Origin of the sequence: Kribbella hippodromi (assembly GCF_039531045.1) — a bacterium.
Lineage (GTDB): Bacteria > Actinomycetota > Actinomycetes > Propionibacteriales > Kribbellaceae > Kribbella > Kribbella hippodromi.
The window spans coordinates 115,235-130,883 of record NZ_BAAAPH010000024.1; the positions used below are offsets into that span (position 1 = coordinate 115,235).

The 15,649-nt window shown below is 66.4% G+C and carries 12 protein-coding genes and 1 pseudogene; 7 read left to right on the plus strand and 6 right to left on the minus strand.

Annotation, left to right across the window (positions count from 1 at the left end; all coding sequences use genetic code 11):
• Positions 1–22: 22 nt before the first annotated feature.
• Both ABD260_RS30745 and ABD260_RS30750 read right to left on the minus strand, forming a co-directional pair.
• A complete protein-coding gene (locus tag ABD260_RS30745) occupies positions 23–835 on the minus strand; it encodes a carbohydrate ABC transporter permease (RefSeq protein WP_344239164.1) in 813 nt (270 codons plus the stop codon).
• Complete coding sequence (locus ABD260_RS30750; RefSeq protein ID WP_344239166.1) at positions 835–1,716, minus strand: carbohydrate ABC transporter permease; 882 nt, start codon at positions 1,714–1,716, stop codon at positions 835–837. Before ABD260_RS30750 ends, ABD260_RS30745 begins: the two co-directional genes overlap by 1 nt.
• Positions 1,717–1,894: 178 nt before the next feature.
• Between ABD260_RS30750 and ABD260_RS30755 the strand changes: the two genes are divergently transcribed.
• The 7 genes and pseudogenes from ABD260_RS30755 to ABD260_RS30790 form a co-directional block, all read left to right on the plus strand.
• Positions 1,895–3,184, plus strand: a complete 1,290-nt coding sequence (locus tag ABD260_RS30755; protein ID WP_344239168.1) for an ABC transporter substrate-binding protein — start codon at positions 1,895–1,897, stop codon at positions 3,182–3,184.
• A gap of 32 nt (positions 3,185–3,216) precedes the next feature.
• On the plus strand, positions 3,217–4,272 hold the full coding sequence (locus ABD260_RS30760; protein WP_344239170.1) for a Gfo/Idh/MocA family protein: 1,056 nt from the start codon (positions 3,217–3,219) through the stop codon (positions 4,270–4,272).
• Complete coding sequence (locus ABD260_RS30765; RefSeq protein ID WP_344239172.1) at positions 4,269–6,407, plus strand: heparinase II/III family protein; 2,139 nt, start codon at positions 4,269–4,271, stop codon at positions 6,405–6,407. The genes ABD260_RS30760 and ABD260_RS30765 overlap by 4 nt, the downstream gene beginning before the upstream one ends.
• Positions 6,400–7,158, plus strand: a complete 759-nt coding sequence (locus tag ABD260_RS30770) for an amidohydrolase family protein (RefSeq protein ID WP_344239174.1) — start codon at positions 6,400–6,402, stop codon at positions 7,156–7,158. The genes ABD260_RS30765 and ABD260_RS30770 overlap by 8 nt, the downstream gene beginning before the upstream one ends.
• Complete coding sequence (locus tag ABD260_RS30775; RefSeq protein WP_344239176.1) at positions 7,155–7,964, plus strand: amidohydrolase family protein; 810 nt, start codon at positions 7,155–7,157, stop codon at positions 7,962–7,964. Before ABD260_RS30770 ends, ABD260_RS30775 begins: the two co-directional genes overlap by 4 nt.
• Positions 7,957–9,312, plus strand: a complete 1,356-nt coding sequence (locus tag ABD260_RS30780) for a hypothetical protein (RefSeq protein WP_344239178.1) — start codon at positions 7,957–7,959, stop codon at positions 9,310–9,312. Before ABD260_RS30775 ends, ABD260_RS30780 begins: the two co-directional genes overlap by 8 nt.
• 387 nt (positions 9,313–9,699) lie before the next feature.
• A pseudogene (locus ABD260_RS30790) lies at positions 9,700–10,632 on the plus strand (aspartate aminotransferase family protein); the annotation flags it as partial.
• Here the strand turns inward: ABD260_RS30790 and ABD260_RS30795 are convergent.
• The 4 genes from ABD260_RS30795 to ABD260_RS30810 form a co-directional block, all read right to left on the minus strand.
• Positions 10,595–12,241, minus strand: coding sequence for an alpha/beta hydrolase (locus ABD260_RS30795; RefSeq protein ID WP_344239181.1), 1,647 nt, complete (start codon positions 12,239–12,241; stop codon positions 10,595–10,597). The pseudogene ABD260_RS30790 and the gene ABD260_RS30795 overlap by 38 nt on opposite strands.
• Before the next feature lie 103 nt (positions 12,242–12,344).
• Positions 12,345–13,640 carry an ATP-dependent Clp protease ATP-binding subunit ClpX gene (gene clpX / locus ABD260_RS30800; protein WP_344239183.1) on the minus strand — a complete coding sequence of 432 codons (1,296 nt, stop codon included), beginning with the start codon at positions 13,638–13,640 and terminating at the stop codon, positions 12,345–12,347.
• Between the two features lie 158 nt (positions 13,641–13,798).
• A complete protein-coding gene (locus tag ABD260_RS30805; protein ID WP_184834848.1) occupies positions 13,799–14,410 on the minus strand; it encodes an ATP-dependent Clp protease proteolytic subunit in 612 nt (203 codons plus the stop codon).
• A gap of 29 nt (positions 14,411–14,439) precedes the next feature.
• Complete coding sequence (locus tag ABD260_RS30810; RefSeq protein WP_184834850.1) at positions 14,440–15,063, minus strand: ClpP family protease; 624 nt, start codon at positions 15,061–15,063, stop codon at positions 14,440–14,442.
• Between the last annotated feature and the right edge of the window lie 586 nt (positions 15,064–15,649).

A 15,649-nucleotide genomic window follows, 5' to 3' on the forward strand; every position in this document is an offset into this window, starting at 1 on the left:
TGGACGGGATGCAGGGCGGTGGTCAGCCTTTGACGGCACCGCCCATGCTGTTGAGGATGCGTTTTTGCAGCAGCAGGAAGACCAGAACGACCGGGATCAGCGAGATCACCGTGCCGGCGGCGAGGCCGCGGACATCGGTCCCGGAGACACCACTCAGGTACGCGATGCCGAGCGCGATCGGGAACTTGGACTGACTGGTCAGCACGACCAGCGGCCAGATGAAGCTGTTCCAGACCGAGACGAATCCGAGGATCGCCAGCACCGCGAGCGTCGGCGCGACGATCGGGATGCAGATCCGCCAGAAGATGGCGAACTCGTTCGCACCGTCCACGCGGGCCGCCTCGATGACCTCGTCGGGGATCTGCGAGAACGCCTGGCGGAGCAGGAAGATCCCGAGCGAGGACAGGATCGCGGGCAGGATCACCGAAGCGAACGTGTCGGTCAGTCCGAGCTGGCTCATCACCAGGAACCGCGGGATCAGCATCAGCTCACCAGGCAGGAACATGATCGACAGGAACAGCATGAAGAACAGTCCGCGACCGCGAAAGGCGATCCGCGCCAACGGGTACGCGGTCAGGGCGGACACCACCAGGTACACCGGGATCGTGATGCCGACGTAGATCAGCGAGTTGAGGACGAACCGTGCGTACGGAATCGTCGTCCATGCCTCCCGGAACCAGGTCGCGACGGGCGGACGTGGAATCAGGTCGGGCGGGAACCCGAACACGTCCTGGCTGGCCGGTTTGGTGGCCGAGCTGAGCAGGATCAGGAACGGGCCGATGAACAGCGCGGCCACCGCGATCAGCAGGATGTACAGCGCGATCCGGCGGCGCATCAGACGTCCCTCCGCCGGGTCACCAGCAGGTTGAAGCCGGCCAGGACGATCATGATCGCCCAGAGCAGCAGGCCGACGGCGCTCGCATAACCCATGTCGTAGTCCTCGAAGGCTTTCGACCAGATGTAGTAGCCGAGGGTGAGAGTGGAGTCGAGCGGACCGCCGCGGGTCAGCACGTAAACGGACTCGAACGCGCGCATCGCCTCGAGCATGCTGAGCACCAGCGTGACCGCGAACGTCGGCCGCAGCGCCGGGACGACGACGTGCCGGAGCCGCTGCCACGCGTTCGCGCCGTCGATCGTCGCCGCCTCGACCTGCTCGGACGGCACCGCCTGCAAGCCGGCCAGGTAGATCATCATGAACAGCCCGGCGCTCTTCCACGCCTCCAGCAGGACGACGGTCGGCAGCGCCCAGTGCCGGTCGAGCAGGAAGTCGATCGGGCCGGCGCCGAACAGGCCGAGCATCCAGTTGACCACGCCCTCGCGGTTGAAGACGTACCGCCAGGCGACCGCCACCGCGACCATCGACGTGATCACCGGCAGGTAATAGAGCATCCGGAACGCTTGGATCGCGCGCAGCTTGAGGTTCACCAGCATCGCCAGGAACAGCGGCACGACGACGGTCAGCGGCAGGAACATCACCACGAAGAGCAGAGAGTTCCGGAGCGCGATCCAGACCCGCGGGTCGTGCCCGAGCTCGATGAAGTTGTCCAGGCCGGAGAAGCGGACCGGGTGCACGATGTCGTAGTCCGAGAACGCGAGCTGGATCGCGATCACGGCCGGCCAGGCGAACATCGCCGCGTAGAACAGCAGGCCGGGCAGCATGAAGGCATACGGCGTGTACCAGTGCTGGCCGACGACGCGGCCCTTCAGACCCGGCATACATGCTCCTTGTGTCTGAAACCTAGCTTTCAGACCGGAACCGTAGCGTAGAGATTGCTCGGCTGGAAGCGCCAACTCCAGAATTATCTGGCGTGATCCGTTGACTCCTTCGATGCGATGCCCAACACTCTGGTGTCTGTAAAGTGTGTTTAGGACATCTCATTCTGAGGAGCCATCAATGGCCCGACTCCGACTCGCACTCGTTGCCACTCTCGTGCTCGCGCTGGCCGGCTGCGTCTCCGGCAGTCCGGCCGGTGGCGACGAACCGAAACAGTCCGGCGACGCGTACTCCGGTGACGTCGAGTGGTGGACGATCAACCTGCAGAAGAACTACGGCTCGGACATCCAGAAGTGGATCGACGCGTACCAGAAAGAACACCCGAAGGTACACATCAAGTGGGTGGATGTGCCGGGACAGGACATCACCACCAAGCTGCTGGCCGCGATCGCCAGCGGCAAGGTGCCGGACGTCGTCAACTTCACCTCGGCGACGAGCGGGCTGTTCGGCGGCTCGATGACCGACCTGAACAGCCTGTTCAGCAAGGAGGACGTTGCCGCGTACCTGCCGAACCTGGCCGAACCGATGGTTGTCGACGGCAAGCGCATCGCGATCCCCTGGTACAACGGCGGTACGTCGCTCGCGTTCTACAACAAGGATCTGCTGGCCAAAGCTGGTTTCGATCCGGCGCAGCCGCCGAAGACGTACGACGATGCGCTCGCGCTGGCGACGAAGTACCACGATGCGACCGGCAAGTCGGCCACCAACTTCATGGCGTACTCGAGTGTCGTGCAGGCCGATGGGATTCCGCTGCTCTCCGAGGACAAGAAGAAGGCCGCGTTCAACACGCCGGAGACGCTGGCGCTGCTGGAGAAGTTCAAGACGCTGTTCAGTTCGGGCGTGATCGCGCCGGGCAGTCTCGGCGAGAACCAGCGTGATCTGCCGCAGTCGCTGGAGAACAAGCTGATCGCGTTCAACCCGGTGGCCGTGTCCAGCTCGCTGCTGAACGTCGAGAAGAACTCGCCGGCGGTGTACTCGTCGATCGTGGTCGGTCCGCCGGTGACCGGTGCCGGCGGCAAGTACTACATGCCCGGCCAGCAGGTGATGGGGATTCCGGCCAAGTCGGACAACCAGGCCGCCGCGGCCGCGTGGCTCAAGTACGTCGCCGCGCCCGAGCAGCAGCTCGCGCTGTGCAAGCTGGTGCCGATCTACCCGTCCTCGGTGAAGGCGCTGGAGGACCCGTTCTTCACCCAGATCAGCGGCAGCACGCCGGCGGATCAGGCCCGCAAGATCCTGGTGGACACGTTCAAGCAGAGCGTCGACGCGTCGCTGGGCTCCGGGAACGACGAGCAGTTGCGGCAGTTGTTCGACGACCAGGTGCGGGCGTTCATGTCCGGCACGAAGCCGGCCAAGCAGGCGCTGGACGACGCCGAAAAGGCGTGGAACGACACGCTGGCCAAGGCCAAATAGGGCACCTCGATCATCAGAGAAGGGCAATTCACGTGACGGACAAGCTGCGGATCGGGATCGTCGGCGCCGGCATCATGGGGCGGGGCAACGCGTTGTCGTTGTCCGGCCGCGCCGACGCCGAGATCACGGCCGTGACCAGCCGATCGGCCTCCTCGGCGGAACAGCTCGCCGGTGAGATCTCAGGTCGTGGCGCCGCGCGACCCGCGGTCCATGCGGATCTTGAGGCGTTGCTTGCGGACAGTGCGGTCGACGCCGTCGTACTCACCACGCCGGATGACGTGCACGGCGAGATGATGGTGCGTGCGGCCCAAGCCGGGAAGCACATTCTTGTCGAGAAGCCGATGACGACCTCGGTCGCGGAGGCCGACGCAGCGGTGCGGGCGATCCGCGAGCACGGCGTGGTGGCGATGTGCCTGTTCAATCACCGGTGGGTTCCGGCGTACGCGCAGGCGTACGAACTGCTCGCTGATCTCGGCGAAGGCGCGGTGGCGTACGCCCGCAAGGACGACACGATCTTCGTACCGACCGAGATGCTGTCCTGGGCGGACCGGACGACCTGTGCGTGGTTCTTGTCCAGTCATGACATCGACCTGGTCTCGTGGCTGCTGCGCGACCAGGTCCGCCGGGTGTACGCGACCGCGCGCTGGGGCAAGCTGCGGTCGCTCGGGATCGATACACCGGACGGGATTCAGATCCAGGCGGAGTACTCGCGCGGTGCGGTCGCGACGTTCGAGTCGGCGTGGATCTATCCGAACACGTTCCCGACGGTAGTGGACTCGTACGTCTCGGTCATCGCCGACGACGGCGTGGTGCAGCTCGACCGGCAGAAGGAGAGCGTCGTGCTGGCCAAGCCGGACGGGTACAGCTACCCGCGGAACATGCTCCAGCGGGTCATGCACGGCGTACCGGCCGGGGCGTACGCGGATGCGATCGCGCATTGGGTCGACTGCTGCCGTACCGGTCGCCAGCCGCTGATCACGATCGAGAGCAGCCGCAATGTGACGGCCGTCCTGGAGGCCGCACACCAGTCGATCGAGACCCGTCAGCCGGTCGACGTCACGATGCTCGCTGATCCCGGGGCGGCATGAGTACGGGACCGGAGAAGCCACGGCACATCGACGCACGGATCAACCGGATCGGTACGGACGACCTGATCAAGGCGTTCGGTTCACCCGCCTCGGAGCTGAGCGGTCTGCGCGCTTTCGTCGACGCGCAGCTACAGCGGCCGGCCTGGCCGTTGCCGGAGTGGTCCGACGCGATCCGATCAACTCCGGCCGCGGATGCCGTACTCGCTACGGCTGCTCCGCTGCTGGACGGGGTGGACGTGACTGGACGGGGATGTGGGCGGTCGCAGCTGTACGGCTTCCACTACCTGCGCTGGCTGTCAGCTGGTGCGGAGGCGTGGCTGCTGACCGGTGACAACCGGTACTTGCAGGCGTTTGAACAGCACTTGGACGACTGGGTGGACCAGCGTGACTCAGTGACCGGTGAGTGGCCGGGGCTGGACGTCATCTGGTACTCACTCGGCACCTGGGCGCGCTGCCGGCACCTGTTGCCGATGCTGGAGGTACTGACCCCGTCTGCGCTGTCCGACAAGGTGTGGGGACGTCTGCTCGCCACACTCGTCGGTGGCGCGCGCTGGGCGTACGACGAGCATGACGTCTTCCGGCACGGGAACTGGCAACTGGTGTGCGCTACCGAGCTGCTGCACCTCAGCGCAGTGCTGCCGTCGCTGGTGGAGTCGGCTGCGTGGGCGGAGCGTGCCAGGGAGCGGATCGAAGAGCACCTGGTGCTGGACATCTATCCGGACGGTGGGCACTACGAACGCTCCCCTGGGTACCACGGGATGGTGTTGAGCGCTTTGCAGACCGCTGCCCGGATTGACCCGGCTGTCGCGGCGCATCCTCGGTTCACCACCATGCACACGTGGTTGGTTGAGCTGGCGTCGTCTGGTGGTTGGCTGCCGCATCTGCAGGACAGTGGGATCGTTTGGCCGGCTACGGCACTCCTGCGCGGCAGCTACTTGCTGGACTCGCCTGCACTGGCACAGGTCGCTGCACAGTGGTTGACTCCGGTTGAACTAGCTACGGAGGCAGCGACGTTCCCTGCCTGGGAGGACGCTGAGCGGCAGGACAGGTGGGTACGTACGCTGCGCACTGCGCCACTGGTGGAGGCGCTCCCGCAGGCGACTGTGCTGCCGGAGTCGGGGTACACGATCCTGCGGAGTAATGAGCTGCGCGCGGTGATCAACCACGGTCCGCACATCGAGCATGAGCTGGAGTCGCACTCGCACCGGGCGGTGCTGGACCTCGTACTCGATGGGTGGCAGCAGCCGTTGCTGTGGGAGGCGGGTGGTCCGCCGAGCTACGACGATCCGGGATACCTCACCTGGTTCCAGTCCGGGCGGGGGCACAACACCGTGACTGTGGACGAGCTGGAGTTGTCCACGGATCGTGGGGTGGAGGTCGACGCGTTGGTCGACACTCCGGAGGTTGCTGTGTTCTCGGCGCGGCACCGCGGGTACGGCGTACCGCAGGCTCGCACAGTTGCGATGGTGCGTGTGGAGCCGGCGTACGTTGTGGTGGAGGATCGGGGCGCTGGGGAGCATACGTTCACGGCGCGGTGGCATGCGTTGCATCCGTGGCAGCAGGTTGGTCCGTTGGCGTACAACGCCGGTGATGGACCTGGGCTGTTGCTGATTGAGGCTGGTGGCGCGGCGACTGCGGTTGAGACCAGTGAGGGGGTCGCGCGGCGGCCGGTGCTGGAGCGGCGGGATGCGGAGTACGGACCGCTGCACACGTTGTCGTTCAAGCGGTCTAGTGGTGACTTCACTACTGTGCTGGTGCCGCACGCGGGGACTGCGCCGGATGTTGAAGTTACTCGGACGGACAGCGCCCTGGTGGTCACTCAGGGCGCGACGGTTGACCGGATCGGTGCGTCCTACTGGGTGCGGGAGCGGGACGGTCAGTTGTCGTGGGCAACCGGTTGGCGCACGCTCGAACTGCCTGGACTGCTCCGGACGTCAGAGCCGGTCGACGTCGTCGCCCGGGTTGCCGACGGCACACAGCGCCTGGAGATCACCTGCTCCGCGCGGTGCGCGGTGTGGGTCCGTCTGGGCCAGTCCACTCGCCTGAACGGCATCGTCGTGGATGACGTCGCTGCTGGTGACTGGGGGCAGCTGACGCTGCCGTACGCCGGGTCCTGGGTGGTTGAGCATGAGTGAGGTCACGAGTGGCTGGTTCGACGCTCGGGTTGTGACCGGTGCGCATCCGGCCGGGCTGTTGCCGGCTACCGACGTAGACGCGCTCGCCACGCATCTGGAGCGCTACGCGATGTCCGGTGCATTGGTGAGCGCCATGGCCTCCTGGCTGCACGACCCGCTCACGGGCAACGCGGAAGCCTCAGCTGTCGCGCAGACGCTCGCCCACCGCGGCGTACGCGCCTGCTGGACGGCTGTCCCGGCAACACCCGGCGAACTCCGCTCACTCACCGCACTGGTCGACAGCGCCATCGACAACGGCGTAGCGGCCTTCCGCATCCACCCGCTGTCACAGGGCTACTCCCCCGGCCTCCTCGCGGACCTCTACGCCGCACTGGAACAACACCACCTGCCGCTGTGCATCGACTCCGCGGAGATCAGCTGGTCCGACCTGACCACCATCGCAGCTGCCTACCCGGAGCTGCCGATCGTCGTATCCAACCTCGGCTACCGCAAACTGCGTGAACTCTGGGCCGCACTCAGCGCGCACACCAATCTGCACGTGGACCTGGTCGACTTCGCCTCGCACCAAGGCGTTGAGTGGCTGGCCGCCAACGGTCTGGCCGACCGGTTGCTGTTCGCGACCGGCCTCGGCGTCCGCGACCCCGGTGAGAGCATCGCCCGGCTGGCCTGGTCCGGCGTGGACGACCCGACAGTCCGCCTGGTCGGTTCACTCAACGCGGCCCGACTCTTCAGTACAGGAGGTGCCGTGTGATCGCCCGCCAACCAGCACATCACGTGATCGACGTACACGCCCACCTCGGCCCGTACTCGCTCTTCCACATCCCTGACCCGGACGCCGCGACCATGGTCTCGGTGATGGACCGGACCGGTACTGAGGTCACTGTGGTCGCTGCCAACCGCGCCATCCAGCAGGACGCACACCTTGGCAACTCGCAAACGCTCGCCGCGGTGGACGCGTACCCGGACCGGATCGCGGCGTACGCCGTCATCAACCCGTGGCAGTCACCGGAGCGAGAGCTGGAGCGACTCGCCGGCGACACCCGTTTCGTCGGTATCAAGGTGCATCCCAGCCTGCACAAGTACCCGGTGACCGGTGCGCGCTATTCCGCGGTATGGGAGTTCGCCGAATCAACAGGCTGCCCCGTACTCAGCCACTCCGAGCACCAGTCCCCGTACGACGCGCCGGCGCTCTTCGAGGCGGTCGCGGAGCGGTTCCCGGGCGCACCGGTCATTCTCGGGCACGCGGGCATCACACCGGCCGGAGTGGACGAGTCGATAGCGGCAGCCACCCGGTACGGCTCGCTGTGGCTTGAGGTGTGTGGCTCGCAGATGACCGGCCCGCTGATCTGCTCGATGGTGGAGCAGGTCGGCAGTGGCCGGGTGCTGTTCGGTTCGGACTTCCCGTTCATCGACCAGCGGATGTCGCTGGGCCGGGTGGTGCACGCGCCGCTGACGGAGAGTCAACGTCAAGATGTTCTCAGCGGGAATGCCCGCAAGCTGTTCCGGTGGCGGCCACTACCGGGAGAGACGGGAGATCGAGGGGTTGGCGATGAGTGACGAGACGCAGGCGACTGAACCAGTACCGGCCGAGCGGGTGCCGTCGGTGACGGTCGGGCTGTTCGGTCCGCGCCGGTTGGTGAAGACGATGGCGGAAGTCGGTCAAGAGGTCGCGGAGCGGTCCGCGCACGGCGTACGGTTCCTCTCCGGCGGCTACGACGACCAGTCCGAGGCCGAAGAGCGCTACCTGCGGCTGCGCGACCGGATCGACTCCGCGGTGTTCCCAGGTCCGTGGGCATTCGACCTGGCGACGACAGGCCACTGGCTGACTGTTCCGTCCACGCATCTCCCCCTCACCGGCGCCGCGCTGTACGCAGCCCTGCTACGCGCCTCACTGACCATCGAGAACGTCGACCTGCGCCGAGTCAGCATCGACTCCCTTTCGCAGGCCGATGTCGCAGAGGCGTACGCGGAGATCGGTCTGGACACCGCACACGTCTACGACCTGCCGTACGAAGGTCCTGAGTCGGTAGCCAAGTTCGCTCCGTTCCACCGGCAGAAGCGGGCAACAGTCGCTCTCACCACGATCTTGTCCGTTGAGCGCGAGCTGCGTACGGAAGGCGTGCCCGTGCTGCGCATTGCACCGACCCGGTCGAGCGTACGAGATGCGCTGGAGACTGCGGTCTTGCTCGGCCAAGGCACCAGGATGGGCGCGCACCAGCTGGCGATGATCGCTGTCCAAGTCATTCCGACTGGTGGCTCCCGTGCTGAGTCTGGTGACTACTGGCAGCAGGAGCTGGCGCTGTCGACGCACCAGAAGCTGCTGTCGGAAGCACGTCAGGTCGGAGCATCAGTCACGCGCCGGTCCGACACGCTGTTCCTGGTCACGACTACCCACGGCGCTCTAGTACGCCTGACTGAGCAGTTCACCGTTGCGCCTTTCCTGAGTGCGCTGACAGCGCAGCTTGGCGTACCGGTTGCTGTAGGCGCCGGCACCGGTCAGACAGCTCGTGCAGCTGAGGCCAACGCGCTGATGGCGGTTGAAGAGTCTGTAGCCGCTGGCGGGAAGGTCGCGGTCTATCTGGACGGCGGTAGTGATCGGCTGGACCTGGAGCCCGGTCCGGCGACAGCGAACGCCGCACCCGTGGACAGTACGCCGCAGATCGACCAGCGGGCGCTGGAGATCGTTACGTCGATCGCATCGGCCATGAGCGCCACCCCGGGACGACAGGTGGTCGTAGACGTGGAGAGCGTCGCCGCGATCATGCAGGTCACCCAGCGGACCGGCCGCCGGATGCTGAAGGAGCTGGTAGAGGCCGGGCTGGCCTGGCCGTTGCCACCGGCTCGGTCCACTGGTGGAGGCCGACCACGCCAGCAGTTCCGGCTGCTCACCGAGAAGCTCGATTAACTCCCAACTTGTTCTTGGAGGAGTCTGTGCAGACACACGACCAAGCCGACCGCCTGTACGCGCGCGCACGGCAGGTGATCGCCGGTGGCGTCTCCAGTGATGCACGGCGCGCGGACCGGCCGCTCTTCGTGGACCACGCCCTCGGCGCGGAGCTGTGGGACGTGGACGGCAACCGCTACCTCGACTACGTCCTCGGCCAGGGTCCGAACCTGCTAGGCCACGCAGCACCGTTGGTCGCGGACGCGGTGTCTGCCCAAGTACGGCGCGGGGTCGCGTACGCCGCGCAACACGAGGTCGGATCGTAGCCATGTCGTTCTGTGAGCCAAGGAGTTGGTCTTGTGAGTTGTCTTCCTAAGACCGCTTGGCCTCCGACTTGTACACGGCGCACTCCGCCTGGCCCGTGGGCACACCGGACGGCCGAAGATCGTGAAGTTCGAGGGGAACTACCACGGTTGGCTCGACCCGGTGCTGTACAGCGTGCACCCGGACCTCGCACTCGCCGGAGATGCCCGGCACCCCACAGCGGTCGGCGGTACGGCAGGTCAGCCACGCCATGACGCGGATGACTTGATTGTCCTTCCGTACAACGACCTTACGGCTGTTGCTGATGTGTTGGCGCAGTGCGGTGACGAGGTCGCTGCCGTCATCCTCGAACCGCTGCTCTGCAACACCGGCTGCATCACACCACAGCCCGGCTACCTCGAAGGACTACGAGAGCTGACCAGCCAGTACGGTGCGTTGCTGATCTTCGACGAGATCATCTCCGGCTTCCGGGTCGCTCCGGGCGGCGCGGGCGAGCTGTTCGGCGTCGTACCCGACTTGGCGGCATTTGGCAAGGCGATGGCCGGCGGCATGCAGGTGTCCGCACTGGTCGGCTCGGCGGAGGTGATGGGGACCATTGCCGACGGCAAGGTTGCGCACGCCGGGACCTTCAACTCCCACCCGGTCGCGATGGCAGCTGCCGACGCGGTGCTGCGCCAACTGGATGAGCACCGCGACGACATCTACCCGCCGCTGATCGCTACGGGTCAACGGCTGATGGCTGGACTGCGTGCAGCGGCCGAGCGGCACGGCGTACCGCTGCTGGTCGACGGTCCCGGTCCGGTGTTCCAGACCTACATCACCGACCAGCCGGCGGTCACCGACTACCGCTCGTTCGCCCGCTGCGACCGGGCCGCGATGGCTCGGTTCCACGCCGGGCTGTTCGCTGCTGGGATCAGCATCGTCCCGCGTGGGTTGTGGTTCCTGTCCACCGAGCACACCGCGGACCAGGTCGACGAGACTATTGCGGTAGCAGAGTCAGTGCTTTCTTCCCTGTAGGCGATGGATCGAACGCCTTCCGGTCCTGGTTGCACGTCGAGCCGTCGGCCGGCGCCTTCAGGTCGGTCAGGTACTCGGTGGTGATCCGGTCGGCGCAGGCGCTCTTCAGCAGCGTCGTGTGCCCGAAGCCCTCGACCGTGACCATCCGCGCGTCCGGCCACAGGTCGGCGTACGGACGGGTCGCCTCGTACGGCGTCGCCGGGTCATGCCGGGTACCGAACACCAGGACCGGCTGCTTCACCTGGTTCTGCCACGGTCCGAGGAAGGCGTCGGCGTCCTTGATACCGAAGAACTCGCACTGCAGACCGACCCAAGCACGGTAGCTGCCGAAGTGCGGGGCGCGCCGATCGGCGGCCGCTGCGTACGCCGGGTACGCGAGTGGGCGACCGGACTGCTTCGCCTCGACGCACGGCTGGAGCACGGTACCGAATGAGGTGGAGTACTCCTCCTTGCGGCGGTTCCACTCGATCAGCGCCTGCGGTGCCTTGGCGGCGGACTTGGCCTTCGCCTGGTTCGGGTTCGACAGCTGGGCGAACTGCGCCCACATGTCGGCGAGCGCCGGGAAGCCGGCCGGGTCGTACAGGTTGGAGAACGTCAGCGCCACAGCCAGCGCGTACGTCACCTTCAGCGTCGAACCGTCCGGCAACGCAACGTCCAGCGGGTGCGTCTTCAGCCGGGTGAACGTGCTCTCGACAACGGTCTTCGGGTCACCGAGCTTGTTCAGCGCACAGTTCGCGCCTGCTTTCTTGCACTCGGCAAGGAACTGCTCGTACGTGTCCGAAGCGCCTTCGCCCTGCTTCAGGCGTACGCCGACCGGGTTCTTGTCACCGTTCGATCCGGAATACGACTCCGGGCTCAAAGTGCCGTCGAGTACGAGGGCGCGGACGTTCTTCGGGAAGAGCTTCGCGTACGTCGCGCCGAGGTACGTGCCGTACGAGTAGCCCACGTACGTCAGCTTCGTATCGCCGACCGCCTGGCGGAGCAGGTCCATGTCCCGCGCCACGTTCGCGGTCGAGAAGTGCGCGAGCCGATCCGGCGACGTCGTCTGGCAGTGTGCCGCCAGCTTCGCGCCGTCGACGATGAACTGGCGCTCTTCCTTCGCCCCCACCGGGAACGGCGGCCAGCCCGCGGTCGCCTTCGCCTCCTCGGCGGCCGTCGGGTAACAGGTCACCGGGTCCGAGTGCCCGACCCCACGCGGATCGAAGCCGAGGATGTCGAACTTCGCCCGCAGCTCCGGCGTGTACGCCACCTGGGCGGCGTTGTGGACGAAGTCGACACCGGAACCGCCCGGGCCGCCGGGGTTGGTGAACAGGGTGCCGATCTTGTGGGCGGGGTCGCCGGCCGGCAGCCGGGTGAGCGCGATCGTGGTGGTAGCGCCGCGCGGGTTGTCGTAGTCGGTCGGGACCTCGACCGACGCGCACTGGAACGGCTTCAGCTTCGGATCGGCGCCGCAACTGCCCCACGCGATCGCCGGCACTTTCAGCTGCCTGGCCTGCCCCGGAATCTGCACTGGGCTCTTGGCTTCCGCGACGGCAGCGGTCATCGGGGTCAGCAGCACCAGCGCCACAGCGGCAGCCGACAGTCTTCGAAGAATTGTTCTGGGCGTCATGGCACCGACCGTAGGCGGCTGACCACTCCGGGCGCGTCCACCACGAGAAGGAGGCCGGGACTCCGCCGTTCAGCGGACCCCGGCCTCCATCACGAGACTTCGGTCAGGCGCTCTTCTCCCGGCGGTCCCGCTTGCGCTCGATCTGCTCGCGCGGAATCAGCGTCGGGTTCACGTTCTCCAGCACCACATCGCCGGTGACGACCACCTTGGCGACATCGTCACGGCTCGGCACCTCGTACATGACGTTCAGGAGCACTTCCTCCATGATCGCCCGCAGGCCGCGGGCGCCGGTGCCGCGGAGCAGCGCCTGGTCCGCGATCGCCTCGACCGCGTCGTCGGTGAACTCCAGCTCGACGCTGTCGATCTCGAACAGCCGCCGGTACTGCTTGACCAGCGCGTTCTTCGGCTCCGACAGGATCTTGATCAGCGCGTCGCGGTCCAGCGGCGACACCGTCGTGATCACCGGCAACCGGCCGATGAACTCCGGGATCAGACCGAACTTGAGCAGGTCCTCCGGCATCACGTCGGCGTACCCGCCGAGCTCCTTCGGCTTCTCCGGCTCCCGCGAGGTGTTGAAGCCGAGCGTCTTCTTGCCGACCCGCTGCTCGACCATGTGGTCCAGCCCGGCGAACGCGCCGCCGACGATGAACAACACGTTCGTGGTGTCGATCTGGATGAACTCCTGGTGCGGATGCTTGCGGCCACCCTGCGGCGGCACACTCGCGGTGGTGCCTTCCAGGATCTTCAGCAGCGCCTGCTGGACACCTTCACCGGAGACATCGCGGGTGATCGACGGGTTCTCGCTCTTGCGGGCGATCTTGTCGACCTCGTCGATGTAGATGATCCCGGTCTCGGCCTTCTTCACGTCGTAGTCCGCGGCCTGGATCAGCTTCAGCAGGATGTTCTCCACATCCTCGCCGACATATCCGGCCTCGGTCAGCGCGGTCGCGTCCGCGATCGCGAACGGAACGTTCAGCATCCGGGCGAGCGTCTGGGCCAGGTACGTCTTGCCGCAGCCGGTCGGGCCGATCAGCAGGATGTTCGACTTGGCCAGCTCCACCGCCTCGTCCTTCGCGTGCCGTCCCGCGCTGGACGAACCCTGACCGTCGCGGACCCGCTTGTAGTGGTTGTACACCGCCACCGCGAGCGCCTTCTTGGCCACGTCCTGACCGACGACGTACGCATTGAGGAAGTCGTAGATCTCCCGCGGCTTCGGCAGCTCGGTGAGTCCGACCTCGGAGCCCTCGTTCAGCTCCTCCTCGATGATCTCGTTGCAGAGATCGATGCATTCGTCGCAGATGTAAACGCCGGGACCGGCGATGAGCTTCTTGACCTGCTTCTGACTCTTGCCGCAGAACGAGCACTTGAGCAGGTCGCCGCCGTCACCAATGCGTGCCACCGGGACAGATCCCTTCTATGCGCAGTCGGACCGATTTCGACGGTACCCCGTCCGGGGCCCAAAAACCGCGCTCGCCACCAGCTTGTGACTACGCCGGTGGCGAACGCGTCAGGCCCTTGACAGCCCGCCGAACCGGCCGGGCTGGTTTTCGAACTCGTTCAGACGCCGGCCGGAACCGGGGTCTTCAGAGTCTGCAGGACATCGTCGATCAGGCCGTACTCGATCGCCTGCTCCGCGGTCAGGAACTTGTCCCGCTCGATGTCGCGGGACACCTCCTCGTGCGACTTGCCGCTGGCGTCGGCGAGCATCTTCTCCAGCAGCGCGCGCAGCCGGAGGATCTCGTTCGCCTGGATCTCGATGTCACTCGACTGGCCGTAGGTGCCCTCGGTGGCCGGCTGGTGGATGATGATCCGGCTGTTCGGCAGCGCCAGCCGCTTGCCCGGCGTACCGGCCGCGAGCAGCACCGCGGCGGCCGAGGCGGCCTGGCCGAGGCAGACCGTCTGGACGTCCGGCTTGATGTAGCGGACGGTGTCGTAGATCGCGGTCAGCGCCGTGAACGAGCCGCCCGGAGAGTTGATGTAGATGCTGATGTCGCGGTCGGAGTCCATCGACTGCAGGCAGAGCAGCTGCGCCATCACCGCGTTCGCGATCTCGTCGGTGATCGGCGTGCCGAGGAAGATGATCCGGTCCTCGAACAGCTTGGTGTAGGGGTCGATCCGGCGCATGCCGTACGACGTGCGCTCCTCCCACTGCGGGATGAAGTAGTTCATGGTGCGTCCTTAACTGACGGAGTGGGAGATCAGGAGTTCGGGCTGCCGGAGGTCAGCTGGGCGGCGCTGGCCACGACGTGGTCGATGAAGCCGTAGTCCTTGGCCGCGTCGGCGGTGAACCAGCGGTCCCGGTCGGCGTCGTTCTCGACCTGCTCCAGCGGCTGGCCGGTGTGCTCGGCGATCAGCTTGAACAGCTGCGCCTTGATGTGCAGCGACTGCTCGGCCTGAATCTTGATGTCCGACGCCGTACCACCCATACCGCCGGACGGCTGGTGCATCATGATCCGCGCGTGCGGCAGCGCGTAGCGCTTGTTCTTCGCGCCGGCGCAGAGCAGGAACTGGCCCATCGAGGCGGCCAGGCCCATCCCGACGGTGGCGACGTCGTTGGAGATCCACTGCATCGTGTCGTAGATCGCCATGCCGGAGTCCACCGAGCCACCCGGCGAGTTGATGTACAGCCAGATGTCCTGGTTGGGGTCCTCGGCGTTGAGGAGCAGCATCTGCGCGCAGATCGCGTTCGCGTTGTCGTCGCGAACCTCGGACCCCAGGAAGATGATCCGGTTCTGCAGCAGGCGCTGGTAGATGTGGTCGTCGAGTCCGCCGGATCCGTTGCCGCCCGCGGCTTTGGGGCTGGCTGCAAATGTCTCGTTCACGAACCCGACATTACTGGTCGGCGGCGACAGACCTAAGGCTGGGCCGGAGGTGTTCGCTCACGGCGCATCGCGGGTGAATCACCAGCCGCAGAGAACCACGGACCCGGGCTCCTCAGCCGCCGCGGCGACCGTCCCTCCGGCCGCTGCCTCGAGCCCTGTTCCGGGCGCTGTTCCGCGCGCTGTTCCAGGCGCTGTTCCGCGCGCTGTTCCAGGCGCTGTTCCAGGCGCTGTTCCAGGCGCTGTTCCGCGCGCTCCCGGTTTCGGTGCTTGCCGGCGCCCAGGGTGCTCCTGGTCCACCAGCACCTCCGGCTCCTGCAACAGCGCGGCCACACCGGTCCTTTCAGCTGGAAATCGATTCACCGTCCACCGTAGGCGGTCCAGCCGACAGTTTCTTCTCAACCGGTTCGCAAAATGCGTACGGCGCATGCTCGCCGCACGGCGCGGTCCGCGCGCGCCCACCTGGCCCTTCGTACGACCCACGCGGATCTGCGTACGCCCGCCCACACCGGTGGATATCCACTGCTGTTGAGGGGCGGGGTCCAGTGGTCTAAGCAACGAGTAGTTCGGCTAGTGCTTGGGCTGGGGT